At 64.6% G+C, this 26,804-nt stretch carries 20 protein-coding genes; 10 read left to right on the top strand and 10 right to left on the bottom strand.

Annotated features, from left to right (window positions below; genetic code table 11):
- The first annotated feature begins 8 nt into the window (after positions 1-8).
- Positions 9-701 (top strand): hypothetical protein, encoded by a 693-nt coding sequence (locus D2N39_RS18090; RefSeq protein WP_119136182.1) that lies wholly within the window; start codon positions 9-11, stop codon positions 699-701.
- A 373-nt stretch (positions 702-1,074) separates the two neighbouring features.
- Here the strand turns inward: D2N39_RS18090 and repC are convergent, their stop codons facing one another.
- From repC to pdxR, 4 genes are all read right to left on the bottom strand, one after another.
- Entirely contained in the window at positions 1,075-2,217 is a 1,143-nt protein-coding gene (repC, locus tag D2N39_RS18085; protein WP_119136181.1) for a plasmid replication protein RepC, read from the bottom strand.
- A 276-nt stretch (positions 2,218-2,493) separates the two neighbouring features.
- Positions 2,494-3,474 (bottom strand): plasmid partitioning protein RepB, encoded by a 981-nt coding sequence (repB, locus tag D2N39_RS18080; RefSeq protein ID WP_158589868.1) that lies wholly within the window; start codon positions 3,472-3,474, stop codon positions 2,494-2,496.
- 1 nt (position 3,475) lies between these two features.
- Complete coding sequence (gene repA / locus D2N39_RS18075) at positions 3,476-4,651, bottom strand: plasmid partitioning protein RepA (RefSeq protein ID WP_119136179.1); 1,176 nt, start codon at positions 4,649-4,651, stop codon at positions 3,476-3,478.
- A gap of 383 nt (positions 4,652-5,034) precedes the next feature.
- The gene (gene pdxR / locus D2N39_RS18070) at positions 5,035-6,507 is read right to left on the bottom strand and encodes a MocR-like pyridoxine biosynthesis transcription factor PdxR (RefSeq protein WP_119136178.1); all 1,473 of its coding nucleotides are present in this window, start codon (positions 6,505-6,507) and stop codon (positions 5,035-5,037) included.
- 108 nt (positions 6,508-6,615) lie between these two features.
- Between pdxR and D2N39_RS18065 the strand changes: the two genes are divergently transcribed.
- The 9 genes from D2N39_RS18065 (at position 6,616) to D2N39_RS18025 (ending at position 16,048) form a co-directional block, all read left to right on the top strand.
- A complete protein-coding gene (locus D2N39_RS18065) occupies positions 6,616-7,626 on the top strand; it encodes a TRAP transporter substrate-binding protein (RefSeq protein WP_119136177.1) in 1,011 nt (336 codons plus the stop codon).
- Positions 7,627-7,691: 65 nt separating this feature from the next.
- Positions 7,692-8,228, top strand: coding sequence for a TRAP transporter small permease (locus tag D2N39_RS18060; protein WP_119136176.1), 537 nt, complete (start codon positions 7,692-7,694; stop codon positions 8,226-8,228).
- Positions 8,228-9,568 carry a TRAP transporter large permease gene (locus tag D2N39_RS18055; RefSeq protein ID WP_119136175.1) on the top strand — a complete coding sequence of 447 codons (1,341 nt, stop codon included), beginning with the start codon at positions 8,228-8,230 and terminating at the stop codon, positions 9,566-9,568. Before D2N39_RS18060 ends, D2N39_RS18055 begins: the two co-directional genes overlap by 1 nt.
- A 56-nt stretch (positions 9,569-9,624) precedes the next feature.
- On the top strand, positions 9,625-10,008 hold the full coding sequence (locus D2N39_RS18050) for a nuclear transport factor 2 family protein (RefSeq protein WP_054302168.1): 384 nt from the start codon (positions 9,625-9,627) through the stop codon (positions 10,006-10,008).
- A gap of 30 nt (positions 10,009-10,038) precedes the next feature.
- The gene (locus D2N39_RS18045; RefSeq protein ID WP_119136174.1) at positions 10,039-11,436 is read left to right on the top strand and encodes an NAD(P)/FAD-dependent oxidoreductase; all 1,398 of its coding nucleotides are present in this window, start codon (positions 10,039-10,041) and stop codon (positions 11,434-11,436) included.
- 24 nt (positions 11,437-11,460) lie between these two features.
- Positions 11,461-13,242: a sulfoacetaldehyde acetyltransferase gene (gene xsc, locus D2N39_RS18040; protein ID WP_054302166.1), complete on the top strand. Its 1,782-nt coding sequence runs from the start codon at positions 11,461-11,463 to the stop codon at positions 13,240-13,242.
- Positions 13,243-13,301: 59 nt separating this feature from the next.
- A complete protein-coding gene (locus tag D2N39_RS18035) occupies positions 13,302-14,315 on the top strand; it encodes a YeiH family protein (protein ID WP_119136173.1) in 1,014 nt (337 codons plus the stop codon).
- Positions 14,316-14,318: 3 nt separating this feature from the next.
- Positions 14,319-15,320: a phosphate acetyltransferase gene (gene pta / locus D2N39_RS18030; protein ID WP_119136172.1), complete on the top strand. Its 1,002-nt coding sequence runs from the start codon at positions 14,319-14,321 to the stop codon at positions 15,318-15,320.
- Positions 15,320-16,048, top strand: coding sequence for a sulfite exporter TauE/SafE family protein (locus D2N39_RS18025; RefSeq protein WP_158589867.1), 729 nt, complete (start codon positions 15,320-15,322; stop codon positions 16,046-16,048). Before pta ends, D2N39_RS18025 begins: the two co-directional genes overlap by 1 nt.
- A 75-nt stretch (positions 16,049-16,123) precedes the next feature.
- Here D2N39_RS18025 and D2N39_RS18020 read toward each other — a convergent pair whose 3' ends face one another.
- The 6 genes from D2N39_RS18020 to nirB form a co-directional block, all read right to left on the bottom strand.
- On the bottom strand, positions 16,124-17,176 hold the full coding sequence (locus D2N39_RS18020) for a 2,3-butanediol dehydrogenase (protein WP_119136170.1): 1,053 nt from the start codon (positions 17,174-17,176) through the stop codon (positions 16,124-16,126).
- Between the two features lie 67 nt (positions 17,177-17,243).
- A complete protein-coding gene (locus tag D2N39_RS18015) occupies positions 17,244-19,043 on the bottom strand; it encodes an NAD(P)/FAD-dependent oxidoreductase (RefSeq protein ID WP_119136169.1) in 1,800 nt (599 codons plus the stop codon).
- Between the two features lie 140 nt (positions 19,044-19,183).
- The gene (locus tag D2N39_RS18010) at positions 19,184-20,935 is read right to left on the bottom strand and encodes a sigma-54-dependent Fis family transcriptional regulator (protein ID WP_119136168.1); all 1,752 of its coding nucleotides are present in this window, start codon (positions 20,933-20,935) and stop codon (positions 19,184-19,186) included.
- Positions 20,936-21,442: 507 nt separating this feature from the next.
- The gene (locus D2N39_RS18000) at positions 21,443-24,037 is read right to left on the bottom strand and encodes a nitrate reductase (RefSeq protein WP_119136166.1); all 2,595 of its coding nucleotides are present in this window, start codon (positions 24,035-24,037) and stop codon (positions 21,443-21,445) included.
- Complete coding sequence (gene nirD, locus D2N39_RS17995) at positions 24,034-24,369, bottom strand: nitrite reductase small subunit NirD (protein ID WP_119136165.1); 336 nt, start codon at positions 24,367-24,369, stop codon at positions 24,034-24,036. The genes D2N39_RS18000 and nirD overlap by 4 nt, the downstream gene beginning before the upstream one ends.
- Entirely contained in the window at positions 24,366-26,801 is a 2,436-nt protein-coding gene (gene nirB, locus D2N39_RS17990) for a nitrite reductase large subunit NirB (RefSeq protein WP_119136164.1), read from the bottom strand. Before nirB ends, nirD begins: the two co-directional genes overlap by 4 nt.
- Between the last annotated feature and the right edge of the window lie 3 nt (positions 26,802-26,804).

The following is a 26,804-nucleotide window of genomic DNA, read 5'->3' as shown; positions in this document are numbered from 1 at the left end:
GAAGTGAGATGACCCAACAGAACATGGAAGGCTTCTACAGAAGCATTTTCATCCCGCGTGCCCATCGCATTGGCCGACTGACCCTTGCTGTCGCCATGGTGCTGTGCCTGATGCCTGCGCTTTACCTGTCCTTCGTGCTGGGGGCCTTTCCGGGTATTGGCCCGATCCTGACCGGCTTTCTGGCCATTGCCACCATCGCGGGCATCATGTGGGTGGTGGAGCCGGTTTCCTATTTCCCCGTCCTTGGCGTCTGCGGCACCTATATCAGCTTTCTGTCGGGCAATATCGGCAACATGCGTATGCCAGTAGTAATTTCCTGCCAAAGCGCCATTGCAGCCGAGGCCGGAACCCGCAAGGCCGAGGTCGCAGCGGTGCTTGGCATCGTGGTGTCCGTGCTGGTGAACCTGGTATTCCTGATCGCGCTGGTGTTGATCGGCGGTGCGCTGATCGCCATTCTGCCGCCACCTATGGCCGATGCGATCAAGGCCTATACCCTGCCCGCGCTTTACGGTGCCGTGGGGGTGATGTTCTACAACAGCGCCACGCGGCGCAATGCAATGACTGGGATCGCAGCGGGGCTTGCCATCTTCCTGTCGCCGATCCCGGAAATCTATAGCTCTGCCGCCGCCGGTATCCTTGCCATCGTGCTTGCGGTTGCACTGAACTGGGGCACTCGCACTGCTGTCGCAAAAGCCACCTGAACGCCCTGCCGTTTCTGCGGGCCGTCTCCAGACAGGGGCGGCCCGTTCGGCATCACCCCAGAGGTCGAGGTGAAGCCCCTGCGCCCGCCACTGGTAAAGCGGTTTCGCTTCGAGTTCTGGCTGACGATCCGATAGAAGCCAGCAAAGAGCGTGCGGGATGTTACGGAGCTGCTCACAACGCCCCTTGCAAGCTTAGGAATGCTGAGTTGCGCAAGGGCTTTGCCAAACTCTGTCAATATACAATCCTTTCGCATTCGTAACTGTAGCGTGCATCGGGCGGGGGCATGGCCGCTATTCTGTTTTCGATCATATTGCAGCACGAGGTCATGTTTACCCCGGTATACGGCTTGTTTGGGGCCGAGAGAGCGGATGTTTACCCCGGTAAACATGGCGATGCTAAGGACACCGCGTGGCGTCTGTTCTGGCAACTGACCAAGGATCGGAACATGCGGACAAGATCAAAGCCCTGTTCCTGCGCCTTGTCAGAAAGACGGGATAAATAGGCCTGAGGGTTGCGAATTCGTCCGAATGCCTGCACCAGACCCAATACTGCGAGGGCAGCACCATGTGGGCCAAGACGGGTTCGCGCGGTCTCTATAACGGTTCGCGAAAGTCCTATTGCAGGTGCAAGGGAAACAGACAGATCAATAATGTCTGACCAACAGCGCGGCCTTTCCAATGCAAATTCCACAGCGGCTGGGGCCAAGCTAATGCATTCTTCAATCGAAAGATCGCTATCAGTGGCGGGCTCTTTTTCTCGTGCGCTGTGCAAACGCAACTCTTGTTCTGCACATTCGTCACCGTGTTCAGATTCATAAGATTCTTTTTCTGGAATCTGAATGTGCCGGTCATTTTGACTGTCGCTGTCGGTCAGATACGATGTTTCCGACGGCTGATCGATCGCCGCAAGAAGCTTCCGCAACTGGTGGCTGTCAACAGAGCGGCGCAGGGCAAGACGGGCTTCTTCGCAAGCCTCGGCTTTCGACGGTTCAGATTGGTGATACAGCGCGTGGCGGATCATTGCGCGCAAGGTTTTGCGCTGCATCTCTTCCCGCTGTTGATCTTCAGCCAGCGCGTCAAGGTCCGGGCGGAGGCGAAAGAGAGGGGTAAGGTCAATGCCATAGGTCAGACAGGTTTCGGCCTGCGCGTCGCGGATCTGATACCGCTTGCCGTTCGGGCTGAGTTTGCGGGTCAGCAGGCCTTTCGATTGAAGGTGAACGATCCGGCGGCGGAGGGTGCGCTCGTCAATCCCGTCACACCGCTCCATCAGCGCGCGATTGGAGGCAAAGACAACCAGTCTCGCAGGTTCGGCAGATTCTGGCACAAAGGACAGCAAACCGCGCAGGACGGTGATGTCACGGTCGCGCAAGCCAAGCGGGCTGCGGCAGATGCGGACAAGATCGAGCACCCGCCAGCGAGGGTCTGCGGATTTTGTGGCAGCCCGCTCGGCTTGCGCGCAGACGTCAGAGCCTGCCCGCCGACCAGCCCGCACGGGCGATGACGAGATGTGTTCCATGGCATGTTCAGTGGAACGATCCAGGCGCTCCGCGGGTCCCGTGCAGACATCAGACCGAAGAACGACACTTTTCCCCAGAAAAAAGGGCAAAAAACATCGGTTCACCGCGATGCGATGTTGCGTGTGATTCGGGCCTGCGCTAGTTTGCTCTTGCTAGAAGATGAGCATTCTCAGGGTTGGCGCCCTGTGGTTTGCGCGGGCCTTCCGGGTGGGTTCCATTCGGGAGGCCTATCCTTTTCCGATCCTGCTCCTCTGTTGGTTTCGGTGTTTCAACTGTCAGTCATCCGTCTTGGGCCGGGTGACGAATTCCTGGTGCAGACGCGAGAAAACGGTTTCCGCATTCTCGTGCAGCCAGGCAGCGAAGTCGGTTTGGCGCGCAGAAGGGCGAAAGCCGAGCTTGCCCCTGTTCAGTTCGACTTCGCCAATGTCTGTGCCATCTTTCGCCGTAATGCTGATCGGCGAACGCGGCTTGGCCGGTGCTTTCGGCGGTGCGGGCAAGGCCTTTACCCAGGCCGCAAACCGCTGGTCTGATGTAAAGCCGTCAGGAAACGGGGCAGGGTGGATCGCCGAGGCGTCGATTCCCTGTTCAAGCACCTTCACCGCCAGCTCATACCAGCGTTTCCAGCCGATCGAAGGCGCGGCCCCGATGCGTTCCAGCACGTCACGCGGAAAGGCCTCGCGCACCTTGCGCATATGCGATGTATGGCTGCGATTCACGTTCAGCGCATCCTGAACAACCCGTGCATCATAGCCCGCATCTTCCAGATCACCGGCGAACAGCGCCTTTTCGATGAAGGAAGGGTCTTTGCGCAGGTTGTTTTCCTGCCCCTGCGCCAGCACCGCCTCTTCATCTGAAAGCGTGCGGATCAGTGCCTTGACCGGAGTTCCCAGCCCCCGGATCGCCGCGAGCCTGCGGCGCCCATAGACAACCTGATAACGCCCGCTCAGCTTCGGATGCGGGCGCAGAAGGATGGGAACCTGCTGGCCATGCTTGGCAATGCTGTCGCGCAGATCGGCGATATCATCATCCAGTGCCCCGATGCGGTCCTTCAGGCCGGTATCTTCGACCAGTTCGGGGTCGATGTCCTGAATGGACCGGCTGCCGACGCTGCGCAGATCGTTGCGGATGGCGGCGATCGGTCCGGCACTTTGAAAGACCTCGGGCATTTTCGGTGCGGTGCGGGGCAGGGGGTCTTTTCCTGCGTCGTCGGCCCGTGCGGCCGGGGCGATGCCTTCGAACATGTTTTTGCGTGCCATGTCAGATCCTCCCCCACGCGCGATGGATGTCCTGCTCCAGCTCACGCGCAACCGCATTGATCGCTTCCATCGCGCGGTCATAGGTGTTGCGGTTCATGCTGCCCCTGCCGACCTCGAAAAGCGTCTGATGCGTCAACCCGGCATCGGAAACGGCGGTTGATTTCAGGAAGGTCTCGGTCATCACCCGCTTCCCGAAATTCGCCCGCAAAAGCCCGGCAACCTGCGCCTGTGGCCCGTCTGATGGCTCAAAACGGGACACCAGATAGCGCAGGAAATCGTATTCCAGCGTCATGCCTGCGTCGCGGATCGTATCCAGCAGCGACGAGGTCATGGTCAGGAACTGGGCCAAAGACGCCACGTCGATAAAGTTCGGCACGACCGGAATGATGATCGAGGAAGAAGCCACCAGCGCAGAGAGCGTAAGGAAGCCCAGTTGCGGCGGACAATCAATGAAAACAAGATCATAGCTTGACTCTACGGATTGGATCGCTTCGCGCAGACGCAGATAGAACGGCGGTTCGGAGCCATGCCGAAGGGCATAGGGCGTTTCGGTTTCATATTCCGAAAGGATCAGCCCGCCCGCCGCGATATCAAGCCCGTGGAAATAGGTCTTTCGCACGACCTCGCTCATCGGCAGCGGGTTATCGTAGCGGATCGCGTCGTAGATCGTGCCCTTCTGGGTAAAGTCGATCTCAGGGCGAAGCCCGGTCATGGAGGACAGCGAGGCCTGCGGGTCCATGTCGATGACCAGCACACGATAGCCGTGCAGGGCATACCACTGGCTCAGATAGGCCGCGGTGGTTGTCTTTGCGCTGCCGCCCTTGAACGATACGCAAGAGATGATCTGCAAGGGCTCGGTGCCGACCCGCCCCCGCAGATACAGTGACGGGTCGCGCGTGGTGCGCGCCAGCGCCAGCCGGATCTGCGCCAGATCTTCGGCGGAATAAAGTTTGCGCCCACGTTCATCCAGGGGAACGTCGGGGATCTTGTCTTCGGCATGCAGTTTGCGCAGGTGGCCCGGCGCGAGCCCAAGAAATTCTGCCGCTTCGGTCGAGGAAAAGCTTCTGAGGTGCTTGCGGGCATCGGGCGCAAAATTGCGCTCCAGATGCAACCGGATCGACTCATGCAGTGTGGATGCGTCGCCTTGAAGCTCGGCAAATACCTGCTCTGCTGCCATGCTGCCCTCTCATTTCAAGCTGGCGCGGTTGGTCCGCACTCAGCATACTCTTCCGAGTCCTTGGTTCTTCGTAGCGCAGAAATCCGAAATTCTCGCAGTTTTCCGCTACGAACAGAAATGCGCCAAGTCGGCCAGTCACGCAAGGAAATTCTACAACTGGTGTGGGGTCACGGTCCCCGATGGCATTCCGCAAGATGTGTAATGAAATTAACGTAATGATAAATATACATAATTCAGGAGACTCTTGAAAGGTGATCCACCCAGATCTTGTTGGTGGCGGTGTCGCAGCTATTCGGTGCAGTGGCAAAAATGGGGATCATTCGAATCGCAGGGCAGGGCGGTCACGGTGCCAAAGCGGGCCCAGACTAGGCGACGCGGCAGTTTCACCGCCAATCCGCCGCGGTTTCAGCCAGATGCGCCACGCCAGCCTTGATCCTGTCCTCGCCGATAGAGGAATAACCCAGACGGAAGTGGCGACAGATGCCGGAGGGGGCGGCAAAGAACGGATGGCCCGGCTCGATCAGCACGCCTTTTGGCCGCAGCGCTTCGGCAAAACTGGCGCTGTCGATGGTTTCGGGGGCGGCAACCCAGAGGCTCGATCCCCCGTGGCGGGCGGCGCCCACCACTTCCAGCGGGGTCTGTGACAGGGCGCTGACCAGCGTTTCGCGTCGGCGGCGGAACACCTCGCGCAGGCGCACCAGATGGGCGTCGTAATGGCCGAGCGCCAGAAAATATCCGGTCACACGCTGCATATGTCCGGGCGCATGGCGCAGCATCATCGCGCGCAGCGCCCGTGCCTGCCGGATGAACGGCTCGGGACCGACCAGATAGCCGATGCGCAGGCCCGGAAACAGCGATTTGGAAAAGCTGCCCAGATAGATCACCCGCCCCGAGGCATCCAGCGACTTGAGCGAAGGGGAGGGGGGTTCGAGAAAGCTCATCTCGGTTTCATAATCATCCTCGACCACCAGAAAGTCATGCCGGTCGGCGGCGGCCAGCAGCGCGCGGCGGCGCTCCAGTGTCATGGTGATGCCGACGGGGATGGAATGGCTGGGCGCAACCAGAACCAGCCCGGTCTGGGGCGGAAGGTCATCGGGGTTCAGCCCCTCTGCATCGGTCGGAACGAACAATGTCGGCATCCCGTGCAGCCGGAGGCTTTCTGCGAAGTCAGGAAAACCGGGGTCTTCGACGACCGCCAGCCGGTCCGGCAAGGCCAGCAGCCCGACCGCGATCCACAGGGCGTTCTGCGCCCCCAGCGTGATCAGCACCTCTTCCGGCCGGGCGCGGATGCCACGGCGGGGCAGGGTGTTGCGGCAGATGTAATCCACCAGCACCGGGTCATCCTGCGTCAGGCTGTCATCCGCCAGTTCGGCAAAGTCGCGCGCCCCCAACGCCCGGCGGGCACAATCGCGCCAGGCGGTGTGGTTGAACAGCTTCGGGTCTGCCTGCCCGTAGATGAACGGATAGGGATAGCTGCGCCAGTCCAGCGGCTTCACGATGCGCCGCCGCCGTGTCAGATCGGGCAGGCGCGCGGCCCAGTTCACCCGGCTGACCGCTGTCTGGTCGATCGCCTCCAGCCGCCGGTGCGGCACTTTCTGCGAGACCGCAAAACCGGAGCGCGGCAGGCTTTCAAGATAACCCTGCGCCACAAGCTCCTGATAAACCAGCGTGACGGTCAGGCGAGACAGGCCAAGATGCGTGGCCAGCGCGCGGGTGGAAGGCATCCGGCTTCCCGGCTGTGCCCGCGTATCCAGCAGGGCCGAGGTGATCGAGGCCGCAAGCTGCATCTGCAACGGCTCGCGCCGGTTGCGATCCACGAAGAACATGTCGGGCGAGATCTGGCCGGTCAGCGGCATGCGAAACTGGACCTAAGTTTGTGCGTAACTGGATATAAACATGCCCGACGCCGCGTGACAACCTGACGCAGCCCGACCGTGAGAGTCGGTAGAACAGGGAGTTCCACCATGACCTTTTCGCCCCGCACGCTGCGCCGTGCGACTGTCCTTGCCATGCTTCTGGCCAGCGCCGTCCCGGCCGCCGCACGCGATTTCCGTATTGCGGTCGGTGACGGGGCAGGCGGCACACAAGAGGCGCTTGGCCTTGCCTTCATCAAGGCGCTGGAAGAAAAATCCGGCGGCGCGGACAGCGGCACGCTGTTCCTGAACGGCCAGCTTGGCGATGAACAGGATACGGTGACCGCAGCCGCGACCGGCACGCTGGATTTCTCGATCCTCGCCATCAACAACATCACGCCCTTCTCGCCCTCGGTCGGCACGCTGACCCTGCCCTATGTCATCCTGTCGCTGGAGGATGCCGAGAAGATCACCCAAGGCGAAATCGGGCAGCAGATGGTTGACCGCACGGTCGAGGACGCGGGCGTGCGCATCATCGGCTGGGCCTATTCAGGGTTCCGTGTTCTGACCAACTCCAAAAAGCCGGTGACCACGGTGGCCGATCTTCAGGGCCTCGTCGTGCGGGTGCCGAAGAACGAGATCATGATCGAGACCTACAAGTCCTGGGGCATCAATCCGACGCCGATGGCCTGGTCGGAAACCTTTGCCGCGCTGCAACAGAAGGTCGTGGACGGGCAGGACAACCCCTACATGACCGTGCACGCGATGAAGTTCGACGAGGTGCAGAAATATGTCACCAACATCCGCTATATCTTTTCGATCGAGCCGCTGATCGTCTCGGAACAGTTGTTCCAGTCGCTCAGCCCCGAAGAGCAGGCCAATGTGCTGGCGGCAGGGCACGAGGCGACGCTGGCCTCGGGGCAGTTCCTGCGAGATCAGGAGGCCCAGATCAAAACAGATCTGGCGGCCAAGGGCATGGAGATCAGCGATCCGGCGGATGGCGAGGCAGAGTTCATCGAACGTGCCACCGCGACGGTCTGGCCCAAATTCTATGACAGCATCGGCGGCAAGGAGGTGCTGAACGGCGTCCTTGCCTCGCTCGGCCGCCCGACCGTCGAGTGATCGCCACCGGGGGCCGCCTCCTAAAGCGCGGCCCCGCCCCTGTCGTCTAGCAACAAGGGTCAGCCATGTCTTCCTTCTGGCGCCATCTCGACAAGCTGGAAAGCTATCTTTGCCAGCTTCTGCTTGCCTGCTTCGTCTGCCTGCTTTTCGTGCAGATCGTCGCGCGGTCGGTTTTCGGCAATTCGATCACCTGGATCGAAGAGCTTTCCGTCATCCTGTTCGTCTGGTTCGCCTATTTCGGGGCCAGCTATGCGGCGCGCATGTATGCGCATAACCGCGTGTCCTTCCACATCAACCGGCTGCCGCGGTCCGTGGCCCGCTGGGTCGAGGCGGCGGGGGATCTGGCATGGATCGGTTTCAATCTCGTCTTCATCCGCTACGCCATCGAATATCTGAGCCTGATGAAGCCTTTCGTGAAGGCGCAGACGCTGGGCTGGCCGATGAAATGGGTCATGCTGGTGCTGCCCGTCGCCTTCACGCTGATGACGCTGCGCATTCTTCAGGTCAACTATCTGAAGCTTGTCCGGGGTCAGGACCCGCGCGACCCTGACGAGGTGGACATGGCCGCCCTTGCTGCCGCAACCAGGGCGGAGGCGGTGTGATGGACGGTCAGATCACGCTGGTCCTGTTTGGCACCTTCCTCTTCCTGATGATCCTCGGGGCGCCGATCTCGGTCGGGCTGGGCGTCTCGGCACTGACGGCCATGTGGTATCTCGGCGACAACCCGATCAAGATGGTGCAGATCGCCTTTTCCTCGGTCGGGGCCTTTCCGTTGATGGCGCTGCCGGCCTTCATCCTTGCCGGGGCACTGATGGAGGCGGCGGGTATCTCGCGCCGTCTGATCACGGTCGCGGAAAGCCTTGCCGGCCCGTTCACCGGCGGTATCTCAGCCGCCACGGTGGTGGCCTGCCTGTTCTTCGGCGCGATTTCCGGCTCTGGCCCCGCCACGACAGCGGCGGTGGGGATGCTGATGATCCCGGCCATGGTGCGGGCGGGCTATGCCAAGGGCTATGGCGCCGCCGTCACTGCCGCTTCGGGCGGGCTGGGCATCGTCATCCCGCCGTCCATTCCGATGGTGATTTTCGGCATCTCGGCCATGGGCATGCAGCCCCCCGCCGAGGCGGTGGAGAAATTCGGCAGCTTCCAGACCGTGTCGATTTCCAAGCTGTTCATCGCGGGTTTCCTGCCGGGCTTCCTGATGGCGGCGGGCCTTCTGGTGATGAACTGGTTGCGCTGCCGCGCGGCAGGCTATTGCGGCGGGGCCGACCCGCTGTCGTCCGCCCATATCTTCGACGCCTGCCGCAAGGGGTTCTGGGCGCTGATGGCCCCCTTCGTGATCCTCGGCGGCATCTATGCCGGGCTCTTCACCCCGACCGAGGCTGCCATCGTCGCCATTGCCTATACGCTGTTCGTCGGCATCTTCATCTACCGGGAGATCCGCCTGACCGAGGTGATGAAATCGCTTGAGGCGACCACCTGGCTGACGGGGCGTGTGCTGCTGGTGCTGTTCACCGCCACGATCTTCGGCCGCATTCTGGTGGAAAACCAGATCCCCGCGCATATCGCCGATGCGATGCTGGGCCTCACGCAGAATATCGCCGTGATCTGGGCGCTGATCATCGTCTTCCTGCTGTTCGTCGGCATGTTCATGGAAACGCTGGCCGCCATCATGATCCTGGTGCCGGTGATGCTGCCGGTGGCCTATTCGGTGGGGATCGACCCGATCCACTTCGGCATCGTGATGATCTGCACCCTTTCGGTCGGGTTCCAGACCCCGCCGCTGGGCGAGAACCTGTTCATCGCCGCCGGGATTTCCAAGGTTTCCATCGAGGAAATCTCGCTGCGCGCCCTGCCATTCGCCGCCGCCAGCACCGCGATGATCGCCGTGATCGCGGCCTTCCCTGAAATCACGCTCTGGCTGCCCAGGGTGATGGGCTACTGACCCCCGTTTTCCGGCCCGCCCGTTCCGGCCCGGCCACTCTTGAAAGGACCAACCATATGACCCTGACCGCCGATGATCTGAAGGCTACGTTCGATGCCTTCAACCGCCATGACATCGACGCCGTGATGACCCATTTCGCCGAAGATTGCGTGTTCACAACCGTCGGCGGTTCCGAAGTGTTCGGCACGCGGATCGAAGGCCGCGACGCCATTGCCCAGGCCTTTGTCGCGGTCTGGACCGCGATGCCCGACGCCGAATGGGCCGATCACCGGCATTTCGTCTGCGGCGACCGCGCCGTGTCGGAATGGACGTTTCGCGGCACCGATGCCGAAGGCCGCCGGACCGAGGCGCAGGGGGTGGACCTGTTCACCCTGCGCGACGGCAAGCTGGTGATGAAGCAGGCTTTCCGCAAACAGCGCCCCGTCATCCAGACGCGCTGATCCCACCCCCACCATAGCAGGAATGCGTCGATGCAAGGCACGACACCAAGACGCGCACGCGCGCCATACAACCAGAAGTATGATCCGGTTACAGATAAATCCATCGGAAGTGGGGGCGATTATGCCCCGACCTACTGGATCGGCACCGCAGGCCCCGCCCCGCAGGATGATGGCCCGGTGACAGGCGACATGGATGTCGATGTCGTCGTGATCGGATCGGGCTATACCGGGCTGTCCTGCGCGCTGCATCTGGCCAAGGAATTCGGGATCAAGGCGCATGTGCTGGAGGCCAACGGGGTGGCCTATGGCTGCTCCACCCGCAACGGCGGACAGGCACAGATCTCGTCCGGGCGGCTCAAACGCTCGCAATGGATCGAGCGCTGGGGTCTGGAAACCGCGAAGGGCCTGCATGCCGAGGTCACCGAAGCCTTCGATCTGTTCCGTAGCCTGATCCGCGATCACGCCATCGACTGCGAACCGCAGGACGGCGGGCATTATTACATCGCCCACAAGGGATGGATGATGCCGAAGCTGGCGAAGGAAGCCGCACTGCTGCGCGAGACCTTCGGTTACGGCGCCCGGATGCTTGACCGCGAGGAACTGCACGAAACGGCGGTGCGCGATCAGGAAGCCCATGGCGCCCTGTGGGAGCCGGACGGCACCGCGATCCATGCCGCGAAACTGGCCTTCGGCTATCTGCGGATTGCGCGCGAACTGGGGGCGAAGGTCCATACTGACAGCCCTGTAGAAAGCTGGCAGACGATCAATGGCATTCACCATCTGCGCACCCCCGGCGGCACGGTGCGGGCGCGGGCGGTGGCGGTGGCGACGGCGGGCTATGCCCCGCGCGGCCTGCATCCGCGCCTGCGTGACCGGATCATGCCGATCATGTCGAACTCCATCGTCACGCGGAAACTGACCCCGGCGGAACGTGAGGCCTGCGGCTTCAAGGTCGGCTCGCCGCTGACCGACACGCGCACCCTGCGCCACTACTATCGTCTGCTGCCCGATGGGCGGGTGCAGATCGGATCCCGCGCCGCGATCACCGGGCAGGATGCGGATAACCCCTCCCATCTGGCGGGCCTGCGCGAAGGCCTGGCCCGCAAGTTCCCTGCGCTGCGCGGCATTGATCTGGATTACAGCTGGTGGGGCTGGGTCGATGTCAGCCATGACATGATGCCCCGCATCACCGCCATGCCCGGCCTGCCCAATGCCTTTTACGCCATGGGTTATGGCGGCAATGGCGTCATGTATTCCGCCCAGGCAGGGCGGCGCATGGCGCAGATGGTCGCCGGGCGCGCCTCGGATGTGCCGCATCTGCCGATCTTCCATCAGGAACTGCCCCACGAGGGCTGGAAGACGCCGTTCCGGCGGCTCGGCCAGTGGGGACTCTACAAACTTTACCACTTTCAGGACGAACGCGGCTGACGGCTGCGCAGAAGGAGACACGCAATGAAAATGACCACTGAAGAAGCCTTCGTGAAAGTGCTTCAGATGCACGGGATCGAACATGCCTTCGGCATCATCGGTTCCGCCATGATGCCGGTTTCGGACCTGTTCCCCAAGGCGGGCATCACCTTCTGGGATGTGGCGCATGAAACCAATGGCGGGCTGATGTGCGACGGTTTCATCCGCGCCACCGGCAAGATGGCCATGGCGATTGCCCAGAACGGGCCGGGCGTCACCGGCTTCGTGACGGCAGTGAAAACCGCCTACTGGAATCACACGCCCATGCTGCTGGTGACGCCGCAGGCCGCCAACAAGACCATCGGTCAGGGCGGTTTTCAGGAGATGGAGCAGATGCGCCTGTTCGCCGACAGCGTCTGCTATCAGGAAGAAGTGCGCGACGCCTCGCGCATCCCCGAGGTGCTGAACCGCGTGATCCTGCGGGCATGGCGCAATTCGGCCCCGGCGCAGATCAACATCCCGCGGGACATGTGGACGCAGGTGATCGACGTCGATCTGCCGCAGATGGTGCATTTCGAACGCCCGGCGGGCGGCGAAGAAGCGGTGGCCGAGGCCGCGCGTCTGGTGTCCGAGGCCCGGTTCCCGGTGATCCTGTCGGGCGCGGGTGTGGTGCTGGGCGGGGCGATCCCCGATGTGGTGGCGCTGGCTGAACGGCTGGATGCGCCGGTCTGCTCCAACTACCAGCACAACGACAGCTTCCCCGGCACGCATCCGCTGGCCATGGGGCCTTTGGGCTACAACGGCTCGAAAGCCGCGATGGAGGTCATCGCCAAGGCCGATGTGGTGCTGGCACTGGGCACGCGGCTCAACCCGTTCTCGACCCTGCCGGGCTATGGCATCGACTACTGGCCGAAAGAGGCCAAGATCATTCAGGTCGATATCAATGCCGACCGGATTGGCCTGACCAAGAAGGTAACGGTCGGCATTCAGGGCGACGCGGGCAAGGTGGCGCGCGGTATCCTCGCACAGCTTTCGGGCACGGCGGGCGACGAAGGCCGGGCCGATCGCCGCGCGCTGGTTTCGCAGACCAAATCCCGCTGGGCGCAGGAGCTTTCCAGCCTCGATCATGAACAGGATGATCCGGGCACTGTCTGGAACGAGGAGGCCCGCAGCCGTGACGCCGATCTGATGTCGCCGCGTCAGGCCTGGCGCGCCATTCAGGCCGCGATGCCGGACGAGGCCATCATTTCGTCGGACATCGGCAACAACTGTGCCATCGGCAACGCCTATCCCGCTTTTGAAAAGGGCCGCAAATATCTGGCACCCGGCCTGTTCGGCCCCTGCGGCTATGGCTTCCCCGCGATCCTCGGCGCCAAGATCGGCTGCCCCGATACCCCGGTGATCGGCTTTGCCGGTGACGGTGCCTTCGGTATCTCGATGAACGAGATGACGGCCTGTGGCCGCGACGACTGGCCCGCCATCACCATGGTGATCTTCCGCAACTATCAGTGGGGTGCCGAAAAGCGCAACACGACGCTGTGGTATGACAACAACTTCGTCGGCACCGAACTGGACCGCGACACCAGCTATGCCGCGATTGCACGGGCTTGCGGGGCGCATGGCGTGCAGGTCCGCTCCACCGCCGATCTGACCGAAGAACTGCGCCGCGCGGTAGAGCGTCAGATGAAGGACCGCCAGACCACCTTCATCGAGGTTCTGCTCAATCAGGAACTGGGCGAGCCCTTCCGCCGGGATGCGATGAAAAAGCCCGTGCCGGTGGCGGGGATCAGCCGTGAGGACATGCGCCCGCAACGCGGCGCGGTCTGAGACCTTCGGCGCGGCCCCGATAATGCGGGCCGCGCCGCCCCTTCCCCTTGAGGTTCGTCATGCTTGACACCGTTACCCGCGCGCCGTCGCAGATCCGGCTGCTGTTTCCCGGCCTCATCACCGCCACGCTGGTGGGCGTGACGGCACAATTCCTGTCGGAACATTACGGCGCGCCCGCCATGCTGATGGCGCTGCTGCTGGGCCTCGCGCTCAATTTCCTGTCCGAAGATGGCAGCCGCACGGCGCCGGGCATCGCCTTTACCGCCCGCACCGTCCTGCGTCTGGGGGTCGCGCTGCTGGGGGTGCGGATCTCGGTCGAGATGCTGGGCGCCCTTGGCCCCGGCCTGATCGCGCTGACCGTGGCGGGGGTGGGGGCAACCATCCTGTGCGGGCTGGCCTTGGCCCGGCTGACCGGACGCGACTGGCGCTTTGGGCTGCTCACCGGCGGGTCGGTGGCGATCTGCGGCGCCTCGGCCGCCATGGCGATTTCGGCGATCCTGCCCCGGCACGAGAAATCGGAACGCGATCTTGTGTTTACCGTGCTGGCGGTGACCGTGCTGTCAACCGTGGCCATGGTGGTTTACCCCATGATTTCCAACGCGCTCGGCTTCACCGCGATCGAAAGCGGCGTGTTTTTGGGCGGCACCATCCATGACGTCGCGCAGGTCGTGGGTGCCGGCTTCTCGGTCGGGCAGGAAGCGGGTGAAACCGCGACGCTGGTCAAGCTGATCCGAGTGTCGATGCTGGCGCCGGTCGTGCTGATCGCCTCGCTGGCCATCCGGGCGAAGGGGCTGGCGGCGAGTGAAGGCGCCCGTCCGCCGCTGCTGCCGGGCTTCGTTCTGGGCTTCGTGGCCTTGGCCGCCCTCAATTCTATGGGTCTGATCCCGGCAGAGCTGGCCGAGGGCGCGGCACTTCTGTCCCGCTGGGCGCTGCTGATCTCGATTGCTGCGGTTGGCATCAAGACCTCGCTGGGGAAAATGCTGGAGGTCGGTCCTGTCGCCATCGGCCTGCTGGTCGTTGAAACCCTGTTCATCGGCAGCTTCGTGCTGACCGGCCTGCATCTTCTGGATTGAGCCATGAAACCGCTGGACCGCATTCTTGAAGCCTGCCACGCCGCGCCGCGCCACATCCTGCTGCCCGAGGGCGAAGACCCCCGCATCCAGGCCGCTGCCGTTCAGGCGGTGGCACGGGGGCTGGCCCGTATCACCCTGCTGGGCGATCCGGCGCGTGTGGGTCCGGCGCTGGTTGCGCTGGGGGCTGCGCCCGGCGCGGTGGCGGTGATCGACCCGGCCCGCGCCCCGGATCTGGAGACGCTGGCGGCCGAATGCCACCGCCTGCGCGCGGCGCGGGGGGTGACACCGGATCAGGCCCGTGATCTGGTGCGCGATCCGCTGGTGCAGGCCGCGCTGCGGGTGCGGCTTGGTCAGGCCGATGGCACCGTGGGCGGGGCGGTCGCCACCACCGCCGATACCGTGCGCGCCGCCTTGCAGTTCATCGGGCGCGCGCCGGGCATCAATACGGTGTCCAGCTTCTTCCTGATGCTGTCCTGCGCCAAGGACGCGCCGATCAAGGGCGGCATGGTCTTTGCCGATTGCGGGCTGGTCATCACCCCGACAGCGGCAGAGCTGGCCGACATCGCCCGCGCCTCCGCCGCCTCGGCCCGCGCCCTGCTGAACGAGCCGCCCCGCGTGGCGCTGCTGTCCTTTTCCACCGCTGGATCGGCGGAACATGACAGTCTCGCCCGTATCCGCGAGGCGCTGGAGCGGGTGCGGACGGCCGAGCCGGATCTGGAAATCGACGGCGAAATCCAGTTCGATGCGGCCATCGACGATGCGATCCGCAGCCGCAAGGCACCGGGCAGCCGTCTGTCGGGGCGGCCCAATGTCTTTGTCTTTCCCGATCTGGCATCGGGGAATATCGGTTACAAGATCGCGCAGCGGCTGGGCGGGCTGACGGCCATCGGGCCGGTGTTGCAGGGGTTGAACCGTCCGGCGAACGACCTGTCGCGCGGATGCAGCGCCGAGGATGTGCTGGCGGTGATCGCCGTCACATCGGCCCAGTGCAGGGACGCCGCCTGATGAGCACGATGCTGCCCGCCGTGCTCGCGGCCATTCTGGTCGCCGGGCTGGCGCGGGCGCTCACCGGCTTTGGTTTCGCGCTGTTGGCGGTGCCGCTGCTCAGCCTGCATATGGCTGTGCCCAATGCCGTGGCGCTGACCATCGTTCTTCAGGTGGCGATGGTGCCACGGGATGTGTTTGTCTCATGGCGGCGGCTGGACCGGGGCTATCTGCTGCGGCTGCTGGTCTGGGCGCTGCCTGCCATACCGCTCGGCCAACTCGCGCTGCTGTCGGTGCCTGCCGAGGGCGCGCGCATGGCATTGGCGGGGCTGGTGCTGACGGGCGTGGGGATGAGGGCGGCCCCGCCGCCCCTCGCCGGACTTCTGCGCCGGATGCCGGTCGGCGTGGCCGGGTTTCTGGCGGGTTTCATGGGTGGGCTTGCCGCGATGCCCGGCCCGCCCGTTGTCCTGCATGCCCTGTCGCGCCCCGATGCGCCTGATCGGACGCGGGCCACCCTGCTGCTGTTCTTCGGGGCGCTTTCCATCTGCGCACTGCCGGTGCTGGTGCAAAGCGGTGCGGCGGATGCGGGTCTTGGCTGGTTGGCGCTGTCTGCGCTGCCCGTGCTGCTGCTGGCCGACAGTCTGGGCCGCCGCCTGTCTGGATATATCAGCGTCTCTGCCTATCACAATCTTTCCGCCGGGCTGCTGTGCCTGTCGGCCTGTCTGGCGGTTTACCCCGTGCTGCGCTGACAAAAGCCAGACAGCGGGGCAGGGGGATGGTAAGCCCCCGGTCCGCCGAACCGGGGACCAGTTCTTTCGCCGAAACTACTCGGGTGCCTTTACCAGAATCTTCACCTGCGATTTTTCGGCCACCAGCGCCTCGAACCCCTGCGCGACGATATCGTCAAGCGCGATGCGCTTGGTGACCAGCTTCTCGGCGCTGAAATAGCCCTGCACCATAAGCTCCATCACCGCCGGATAGATGTGGCGATAGGCAATGGTGCCCTGAAGCTGACGCTCTTTCAGCACGACGGTGTTGGGGTGAAAGGCCGCGTCGCCTTCCCAGATCGAAACGATCAGCGTCTGGCCCTCATGCCGGGTGCTGTCGATGCACTGCGGCAGTACGCGCGGAACCCCGGTCACCTCGAAGGCCACATGAACGCCGCCGGTCACCGCGCGGATCATCTCGACCGGATCGGCCGTCATCGGGTCAATCGCGGTGGTCGCACCCAGTTCCAGCGCCTTGCGCCGCCGCTCGGGCGAGGGTTCGACGACGTGGATCTGGGCGGCGCCGGCGACGCGCAGCGCCTCGACCACCAGAAGCCCGATGGGGCCCGCGCCAAAGACGGCAGCGGTGTCCCCGGCCCGGATCGCCGACATCCGCACCGCATGCAGCGCCACGGCGGCGGGTTCGACCAGCGCGCCTTGTTCCATCGACAGTTCGTCCGGCATCTTGTGGACCATGCGTGCGGGCACCACCGAGGTTGCGGCAAAACCGCCGTGACCGCCGGAAAGCCCGACGAAACCAAGTCTGTCACAGAGGTTGTATTTCCCCTCGCGGCAGCCCGGACAGGTTCCGCAGGCAAAGATCGGCTCTATGGCCACCCGATCGCCGGGGCGCAGCCCGGTCACGCCCTCGCCCAGCTCGGTGACAGTGCCGCAATATTCGTGGCCCATGGTGATCGGCGCCTTGTCGCGGCTCAGCGGATGGGCCTCGCCTACCGGAATGAAGATCGGCCCGGCCAGATATTCATGCAGGTCGCTGCCGCAGATTCCGGTCCAGGCAACCTTGATGGCAACCTCACCGGGGCCGGGGGTAGGGGTGTCGATGTCTTCGACGCGAATATCCTTCACGCCATGCCAACGTGCGGCTTTCATGGAAGTCTCCTTCAGTGTGGGGAAAATGCCCCGGCCTCAGAGGCCGGGGCAGGGCGGCGCGGCCGGGTCAGGACAGGTGATGAACCTCTTGCAGCCCGTAGACCGGGGTCTCGATCCCCTCCATCCGGGCCTTGAGCTGAAGCGCCAGATACAGCGAATAATGCCGCGACTGGTGCAGGTTGCCGCCATGGAACCAAAGCTGCTCCTGCTGCGTCGGCTTCCACATGTTGCGCTGTTCGCCCTCCCACGGGCCGGGGTCTTTCGTGGTGTCCGAACCAAGCCCCCAGACCTTGCCGACCTTGTCGGCGACCTCCTGGCTGATCAGATCGGCCGCCCAGCCATTCATCGAGCCATAGCCTGTCGCCAGCACCACCAGATTGGCGGGCAGCCGTGTGCCATCGGTCAGCACAACGGCATCTTCCTCGAAATGATCAATACCGCCCTTGGCCAGCTTCACCTCGCCGTCGATGATCAGCTGGCTGGCGCCCACGTCGATGTAATAGCCCGAGCCGCGGCGCAGGTATTTCATGAACAGGCCCGAACCATCATCGCCCCAGTCCAGATCGAAGCCCGCCTTTTCAAGCCCTGCGTAGAAGGCCGCGTCGCGTTCGCGCATCTGGTCGTAAAGCGGGATCTGGAATTCGTGCATGATCTTGTAGGGCAGCGAGGCGAAGATCATGTCCGCCTTTTCGGTCGTCATGCCATTGGCCACCGCCTGTTCGGAATAAAGCGCGCCAAGGCCGATCTCCATCAGGCTGTCCGAGCGCACGATATGCGTGGACGAACGCTGCACCATCGTCACATCGGCATCGCCTTCCCAAAGCGCGGCGCAGATGTCGTGGGCCGAATTGTTGGAGCCGATGACCACAGCCTTCCTGCCTGCCCATGCATCCGGCCCCTCGTGCTGTGACGAATGCTGGATCGTGCCCCTGAACGTCTCCATGCCGGGGAAACGCGGCATGTTCGGCTTGCCTGACATGCCGGTCGCCAGCACCAGATGGGTGGGTTCCAGCGTGACCGCCTCGCCGTCGCGGCTGACCTCGACCCGCCACTTTCCGGTGGCCGGATCATGGCTGGCGCGCGTCACTTCAGAGCGCGTCCAGTAATTGATCTCCATGACCTTGGTATACATCTCCAGCCAGTCGCCGACCTTGTCCTTGGGGGTGAAGACCGGCCAGTTGTCCGGAAACTTGATGTAGGGCAGGTGGTCATACCAGATCGGATCATGCAGGCAGAGCGACTTGTAGCGGCTGCGCCACTGGTCGCCGGGCCGGTCATGCTTGTCCAGCACGATGGTGGGCACGCCAAGCTGGCGCAGCCGCGCGCCAAGCGCGATGCCGCCCTGACCGCCGCCGATGATCACGACATAGGGCTGGGTGGTGTAGCCAAGGCTTGCCTCCTCCGCCTCGCGGCGTTCCTTCCAAGAACTGCGGTTCTTCTGCGCGCCGTGTTCGGCCCCCATCGGACGACGGGTGCCGCGGGGTTCCTCGAAGCCCTTCAACTCCTGAAGGGCGGTCAGCAGGGTCCAGATCCGGCCATCGCGCAGCCGTATCAGGCCCCAGCCGCGCCCGGCCTTCGTCTCGAAGGTGATCCACGCCGTGATCACACCGCCCTCCTCGGCGGGGGTCTCTCCGGTCTGGATCTGGAAGTTGCCGGGCCGGGTGTGGGCAAGCTGGCTGTGCAGCAGGTCCGCAACCCCCGCAGGCCCCTCGACCGTCTTGAGGTTCCAGCTTACCGCAACCAGGTCGCGCCAGTAGCTGTCGGTCGCAAACAGCGCCGCCGCGCGGTCGGCATCGCCGCCCTCCAATGCGGCGTTGAGGCTGTCCAGCATCTCCTGTGTCTGGCTGACCACTGTCATATCAAGCATCGCGTCTCCTCCTCTGCGCGTGTCTCGCGAGGAAGTATCGGGCGATGAATCAGGCGCGATCCACGTTTGCGAGGGCTGATGCCGGGGAAAAGTGCTCGCTGCGGCGCGGCATGTTGCGCATGCAACGCCTGCGCAACAGATCACGCGGGCGGCTGCAACCCGGCGGCGCGTATCCGGCGCAGGATGGTCGAACGGTTGACCCCGAACCGCCGGGCGGCACGGGCCATGTTCCAGTCGCAGGCGACCAGAACCTGCTCCAGCGCTGCCCACGGATCGGCAGACCCCGTGGTTGGCGCGTCGGACGAAGGCGCAGAATAGACCGGGCCGGGCAGGTCGGGCAGGTCGATGACCGGCCCGATGCAAAGCGCCGCCGCAACGTCCAGCACCTGTTCGAGTTCACGGATATTGCCGGGCCAGCGCCGTCCCATCAGATCGGCGCGGGCAGAGGGCGACAGGCGGATCGTGTCGGCCGCGTGGCGACGCAGATGGCGTGTCATCAGCCAGTCGATATCCCGCCGCATCCGCAACGGCGGCATCTCCAGCACACAGCCCGCCAGCCGGTGAAACAGCGGGCGCGGCACGCCGATCCGGGCCGGGTCGAGACAGGTCGTGGACAGCGGGCGCAGGCTGGGCCTGCGATCCAGCAGCCCGCTCAGCGCGATGGCGGTGTCGGGTGCCAGATCCTCGATCCGGCGCAGGACGAGCGTCGTCAGGCCAATAGCCTCCAGACAGGCATCGGTCAGGGCCTCGGGCGTCAGCCCCGCACATTCGAGGCTGATGAACCCCTGCGCCTTTCCCGTCATGTGGATCGCCCGTGCAAGCTTGGTCTTGCCGGTGCCGGTTTCACCCGTGATCAGCAGCGGCACGGTGCCGGGGGCCAGCCGCTCGGCCTGATCCAGCAGGCGCAACATTCCTGCGTCGCCGCCGGTCAGCCCTGCCAGCGCCCCGCCGGTGCGCATACGCTGATGTGGCTGGCGTGGTGCCTTGGGGGCGATGGCATGCCCGAACAACGCCCCGCCGTCCCGCGTTTCAATCACACGTTCTTCGGTCGGACGGTCGCGCATCAGATCGGGGAGGTCGTCAACGCTCATGTTCAGGACCTCGTCGATCCGCTGTCCGAGGATCGTTGCGCCCTCAGGGAACAGCCGGCGTGCGGCACGGGTATAGCCCAGCACGCGCCCGGCGCCATCCAGCCGCACCGCCGCCTCGGGATCGACGTCCAGAAATTCCGGGCTGGATGAAAGCCGCAGCACCCAGTCGCGCGGGCTTTCGGCCATCAGGTTCGCCATTTCGACCCGTCGCGCCGCCGTGGTCACGAGGCTCATTGCAAGGTTCTGGCTGGTCTTGGGCGCAGGAGAGCGCAGCAGCGAGATATCCAGCACCGCGGCAAGCTGCCCGAGGCTGTCGAAGATCGGCGCCGCCGTGCAGGACAGGGCGGTATGCGCATTGCCGAAATGATCATCCTGATGCACCGTCACCGGCTCCTGCAAGACGATGCAGGCGCCCACGCCGCAGGTTCCGGCCAGGTTTTCCGACCAGTTCGATCCAAGATATAGCCCAGAACGGCGCAGATCCTCGGTGAAAAGGTCGTCACCGAAGAAATCCACGCAGACCCCTTTGGCATCGGTCAGCAGCAGCACATAGTTCTGACCCGCGACCTGCCGGAACAACGACTGCAACCCTGATCGTGCGGTGGCAATCAGCCATTCGGCCTGCTTGCGATGATCACGCAGTTCCGCCTCGGTCACGATATGGGCCGGGTCAGCGCGGGTCGGGTCCATGCCATAAAGCTCGACACAGCGCCGCCAGGAGGCAGAGACAAAGCTGTCCCGCCCGGTCTGGCTGCCGTCCAGCACCCGCCCGATCTCCTCGACATGCCGCAGGTCTTTCATGGCGCATCGCCTCCCGCAGGGACTGTAGCACAGGACACAGCCATCGGAGATGGAACATTGGTCGAAGACAGCGGGCATCCGCCGGCGGCCTTGTGATGCTTGCGGGGCAAACGGCGTGGCAGGCGCATAGCCAATAGCCTGTCCGAACCGGGCGATATGCCCGGCTCTGTCCGTGCCCGGATACTGGCCGTTCTGGTTGCGGCGGTCCTGCTGGTGGTCGCTGGTGCCTTCACGGCTTCGGTGCGCGAAATGCGCGATGTGGCAGTCCGGAACGTCACGGCGCCAGATCAGCCAATGCAGGTTTTCATGGCAAGGGCCAGGTATCAGTCTCGGGGTATGCGCTGAAGTCGCAGCCGATAATCTGCTGATGCGGGGGCCGAACGGAACCGGCAAGCGCATGCATGATCCGGCGCAGGCGGCCCTGCTGGTGTCAGACGGGCTGACCACCGACCGGACCTTCCTGCACGATCTGGGGCACCTGCCGCGCGGAAGGTCTGTCGCAGCAGTCTATTCCGCAGCCTGGGGTCGGGCCAGTTGCGACAGAAGTGCGGCAATCTCGGGTCGGCAGGCCCCGCAATTGGTGCCTGCCCCCGTTGCCTGCCCGATTGCAGCCAGATCGCTGGCGCCGGCGCGGATGGCAGATTGCAGCCTGTTCCGGCCGACACCTGTGCAGGCGCAAACCAGCGGCCCGTTGTCGGCCCGGTCGGTGGTGCCGGCACAGGGGGCGAGTGTCGCGGCGTTACCCGGCGTGCCGATCCGCGCGATGGCCGTGTCCCGCGCAACCACCACGGGGGAGGGGGCCGCGAACAATAACGCCGCCACCCGTCCGGCCCGGATCAGCGCGATGGAAACCTGTCCGCGCGCCGCATCTTCCGTTTGCATGACTTCTGCATCCGGCAGGTCAAACAGGGTCCGGGCAAAGGCTACGGGATCATCCGGGGCTTCCAGTGCGGCGATCTCGGCGGCAAGGCCGGTTTCGGTGACCCGCCGCGCCCAGTAGCCCCCGCCCGGCACGATGCTTCCGGCGGCGCAGGCAAAGGCAAACCAGCGTGCGGGCCAGGGCCGCAGCGATACTGCGGCGGCTTTGGATTCGGGCTGACCTGACAGCGGGTCCGTCACGGCGCTGACCACGGCGTCTATCCGGCCAGTGGGGGCCGTTTCCCCGGTCCAGTGCAGCGGGGCGAAGATCTGCCGGGGGCGCACGCGATCGGTGACCACCACGCGCAGCACCGCATTTCCGGAGGTAGAGCGGACCTCGGCCAGTGACCAGGGCGACAGGCCCGAACGCAGCGCGTCAGAGGGATGAACCTCGACAAAGGGTTCGCCAAGATGCTGGTTGAGCCGGGGCGCCTGTCCGGTGCGCGTCATGGTATGCCACTGGTCGCGGATGCGCCCGGTGTTCAGCCGGAACGGATGCTCCGGGGTCAGTGCTGCCTGCGGGGGGGTGCTGGTCACCGCTATCATGCGGGGCCTGCCGTCGGGGGTGTAATATTGACCATCGCCAAAGAACCGGCCCCCTTGTCGCACCGCAGTGCTGGGCCAGCGGAAGGGCTCCATTCTGTCATAGTCGGCATCGCTGATCGCGGCCTTGCCCGAAATATCGAAATCGCGCCCCAGCGCCCCCGCAATTCCAGACAAAGCGGCATGTTCGCGGAAAATCGCGGCCGGGCCGGACCAGTCGAACCCGTCAAAGCCCATGCGCTGCGCCACCCCGGCCAGCATCCACCAGTCGGGGCGGGCGGCGCCGGGTGGCGCAAGCACCGCACGCTGGCGGCTGATCGTGCGGTCGGAATTGGTGACGGTGCCCGATTTTTCGGCCCATGCGGCGGCAGGCAGCAGAACATGGGCCAGCCGTGCGGTATCTGTGGCGCCGGTCACGTCGCTGACAGCAACGAATTCGCAGGCTGCGATGGCGGCGCGTACTGCATCGGCCTCGGGCAGGGTGACGGCGGGGTTGGTATGGATGACCCACAGCGCCTTTACCCGCCCGTCGCCCACGGCGCGGAACAGGTCCACCGCCTTCAGCCCCGGTCGTTCGGCCATGCGCGGGGCTTGCCAGAACTGCGCGACCGCCGCGCGATGGGCCGGGTTTTCCAGCGACAGGTGACAGGCCAGCTGATTGGCCAGCCCGCCCACCTCGCGCCCGCCCATGGCATTGGGCTGGCCGGTCACGCTGAAGGGCCCCATGCCGGGGTGGCCGATGCGGCCCGTTGCCAGATGGCAGTTCAGGATCGCATTCACCTTGTCGGTGCCCGAACTGGACTGGTTCACACCCTGCGAAAACACCGTCACCACCTTTTCGGTGCGGCACCACAGATCAAGGAACCGTGCCAGATCCGCAGGGGCGAGGCCGGTTTCGCCGCTGTCGGCGCGGGCGGATTGCACCGCCGCTTCCAGCCCGGTTACACCGCCAGTCAGAAACCCCCGGTCCGCCAGCGCCGCCAGCAGCCGGTTGAACAGTGCCACATCCGCGCCGGGGGCGATGGGCAGATGCAGGTCGGCCGCCCCTGCGGTGACGCTGCGCCGGGGGTCGATGACCACGATCTTCGTGCCCCGCGTGGCCCGTGCCGCCTCGATCCGCTGCCACAGGACCGGATGGCACCAGGCGAGGTTCGACCCGACAAGGACGACCAGATCCGCCTCCTCCAGATCGTCGTAGATGCCGGGCACGGTATCGGCACCGAAGGCCCGCACATGCCCCGCCACGGTCGAGGCCATGCAGAGCCGTGAGTTTGTATCGACATTGGCGCTGCCGATGAACCCTTTCATCAACTTGTTGGCGACATAGTAATCCTCGGTCAGCATCTGCCCGGAAAGATAAAGCGCCACCGACTCCGGCCCGTATGCGGCAATGGTCTGGCGAAAGCGGGTCGCGATCAGGCTCAGCGCCTGATCCCAGTCTGCGGGTCTGCCGTGGATCTCGGGCGTGGTCAGGCGGCCGGAGCGCCCGACCGTCTCGCCAAGTGCGGTGCCCTTGGAACACAGCCGCCCGCGATTGGCCGGATGATCCGGGTCGCCCCGCACGATCAGCCCGCTTTCACCCGCAGGGGCCAGCAGGACACCACAACCGACACCGCAATAGGGACAGGTCGAGCGGATCATGCGACGCGCTTTCCGGCCAGCCGATCCACGTCGATCAGCACGCGGCCCGCCATAACCTGCGCGGGATAGGTGGCCACCGCGCCCTCATCCGCGCCCTGTGCCCGGCCGGTTTCCAGATCGAAGACCCAGGCATGCAGCGGGCAGGTCACGGCATGGCCGTGCACGATGCCATCGGACAGCGGCCCGCCCTTGTGCGGGCAGCGGTCATCCAGCGCGAAGACCCGGTCGTCATGTGTGCGGAACACCGCGACACAGCCTTCGGGCGTGCGCAGGGTGCGGGCGCCCCGCAGCGGAATATCTTCCAGCGCGGCAATGTCGATCCAGCGCGTCATTCTGCGGCCTCCTGCATCAGCGTGGCAAGGGGGTGGAACCGCCGCGCCGCCTCGGGCGTGGCGCGTTCGGCCCAGGGGTCTTTCTGGTAGACGGATTGTGACAGGTCGAAGCGTTCGATCAGCCCGGCGCGGATTTCCGGGTCCAGCACCCGATCCTTTACCCAGTCCAGACCGACCTTCTTCAGCCATTTGTAGGGCCGGTCCAGATAGCGGGCATTCTCGCGGTAAAGCTGGATGAAGGCGGCGGTGAGGGCAATGGCCTCGTCCTCGGTGGCGACGGCGGCAAGACGCTCTGTTTCTTTCAGATCCATGCCCGCCGCGCCGCCGACACCGATCTGATAGCCGCTGTCAACGCAGATGATCCCCACATCCTTGCAGGTCGCTTCGGCGCAGTTGCGCGGGCAGCCCGACACCGCAAGCTTGACCTTGTGAGGCGTCCATGAACCCCAGAGCCGTTGTTCCAGCCTGACGCCCAGCCCCGTTGAATCCTGCGTGCCGAAGCGGCAGAATTCGGACCCCACGCAGGTTTTCACCGTGCGCAGGCCCTTGGAATAAGCATGACCGGAAACCAGACCGGCGGCATTCAGATCGGCCCAGATCGCGGGCAGATCCTCTTTCCGCACACCCAGCAGGTCGATCCGCTGTCCGCCTGTGACCTTGACCATGGGCACGTCATATTTGTCGACGGCATCGGCGATGGCGCGCAGCTCGGCGGCATTGGTGACGCCGCCCCACATGCGCGGCACGACGCTGAAGCTGCCGTCCTTCTGGATATTGGCATGCAGGCGTTCGTTGACGAAACGGCTCTGGCCGTCGTCGCAGTAGTCCAGCGGCCAGTCGGCCAGAAGGTAAAAGTTCAGCGCCGGGCGGCAGGTGGCGCAGCCGCACGAGCTGTTCCAGCCCAGTTCCTGCATCACCGCGGCCATGGATTTCAACGCATTGGCCTTGATCAGGCGGCGCACCTCCTCATGTGTGAGGCTGGTGCATTTGCACATCGGCTGCGCAGCGGGCCGGGCGAAGGCATCGCCCAGTGTCGTGGCCAGAACCTGTTCCACCAGCCCTGTGCATGTCCCGCAGGAGGCGCTGGCCTTGGTGCGGGCGCGCACCAGCCCCAGATCGGTTGCCCCCTCGCCGATCGCCCGGACGATCTGTCCCTTGCAGACGCCGTTGCAGCCACAGATCTCTGCCTCAGGCGGCAAGGCTGCAACGGCTGCAAGAGGGTCCGACTGGGCACCCCCCTCGAACGCGGGGCCGAAGATCAGCGTCTCGCGCCGGGCCGAAATGTTGGCGCCCTCCTTGATCTGCTGGAAGAACCAGTTGCCATCCGCCGTGTCGCCATACATCACCGCACCGATCAGCCGGTCATCCGCGATCACCAGCCGTTTGTAGATGCCGCGCGCCGGGTCGCGGAACACGATTTCCTCGCGCCCCGGCGCCTCGGCGAAATCACCTGCGCTGAACAGGTCGCAGCCGGTGACCTTCAGCTTGGTGGCGGTCTGCACCGGGGCGAAGGCTGCCACACGGCCGTTCAGCACCCCGGCCAGCACCTTTGCCTGATCGTAAAGCGGGGCGACGAGGCCGAATAGCTGGCTGTCGAACTCGACGCATTCGCCAAGCGCGAAGATCGCCGGGTCCGATGTGGTCAGTTGTGCATCGACCACGATGCCGCGCCCGACCTCAAGCTGCGCGTCATTAGCGAGGCGCACCTCGGGGCGGATGCCGACGGCCATGCACACCAGATCGGCGCCGTAGACGGTGCCATCCTCCAGCAGCACGGCTTCAACGTGGTCGGTGCCGAGGATCGCCTTGGTCGCCCCCCGGCAATGGACACGGATGCCGCGCCGTTCCAGATCCTTCTGCAAAAGGTAACTGGCGGCGGGGTCAAGCTGACGCTCCATCAGGTGGCCCATCAGGTGAACCACTGTCACATCGGCACCGCGCGCGGCCATGCCCGCCGCGGCTTCCAGCCCCAGAAGCCCGCCGCCGATCACCACGGCCCGCGCGCCGGGGCGGCTGGCCGCGATCATGGCGTTGGTATCCTCCAGATCGCGGTAGGTCACGACGCCCGGCAGATCCTTGCCCGGCACCGGAAGGATGAAGGGCGCCGAGCCGGTGGCGATGACCAGCCGGTCATAAGGCACCGGGCCGCCTGCGCCGTGAACCACCTTCGCCGTGCGGTCGATCCGGGTCACGCTTTCCCCGAAGCGGCAGTCGATGCCATGTGTGGCATAGAAGGCGTCGTCATGGGTGACGATCTCGGTGTAAGTCTTTTCGCCCGACAGCACCGGGGACAGCATGAGGCGGTTGTAGTTGCCGCGCGGTTCGGTGTTGAACAGGGTGATGTGCCAGGCGTTCGGGGCGGTGTCGCGCAGATGCTCGATCAACCGGCCGGAGGCCATTCCGGCACCGATGATGACAAGTCGCTGGGTCATGGG

Origin of the sequence: Gemmobacter lutimaris (assembly GCF_003570715.1) — a bacterium.
In the GTDB taxonomy this organism is placed as follows: Bacteria; Pseudomonadota; Alphaproteobacteria; order Rhodobacterales; family Rhodobacteraceae; genus Gemmobacter; species Gemmobacter lutimaris.
This window is presented reverse-complemented; position numbering and strand designations above follow the sequence as displayed.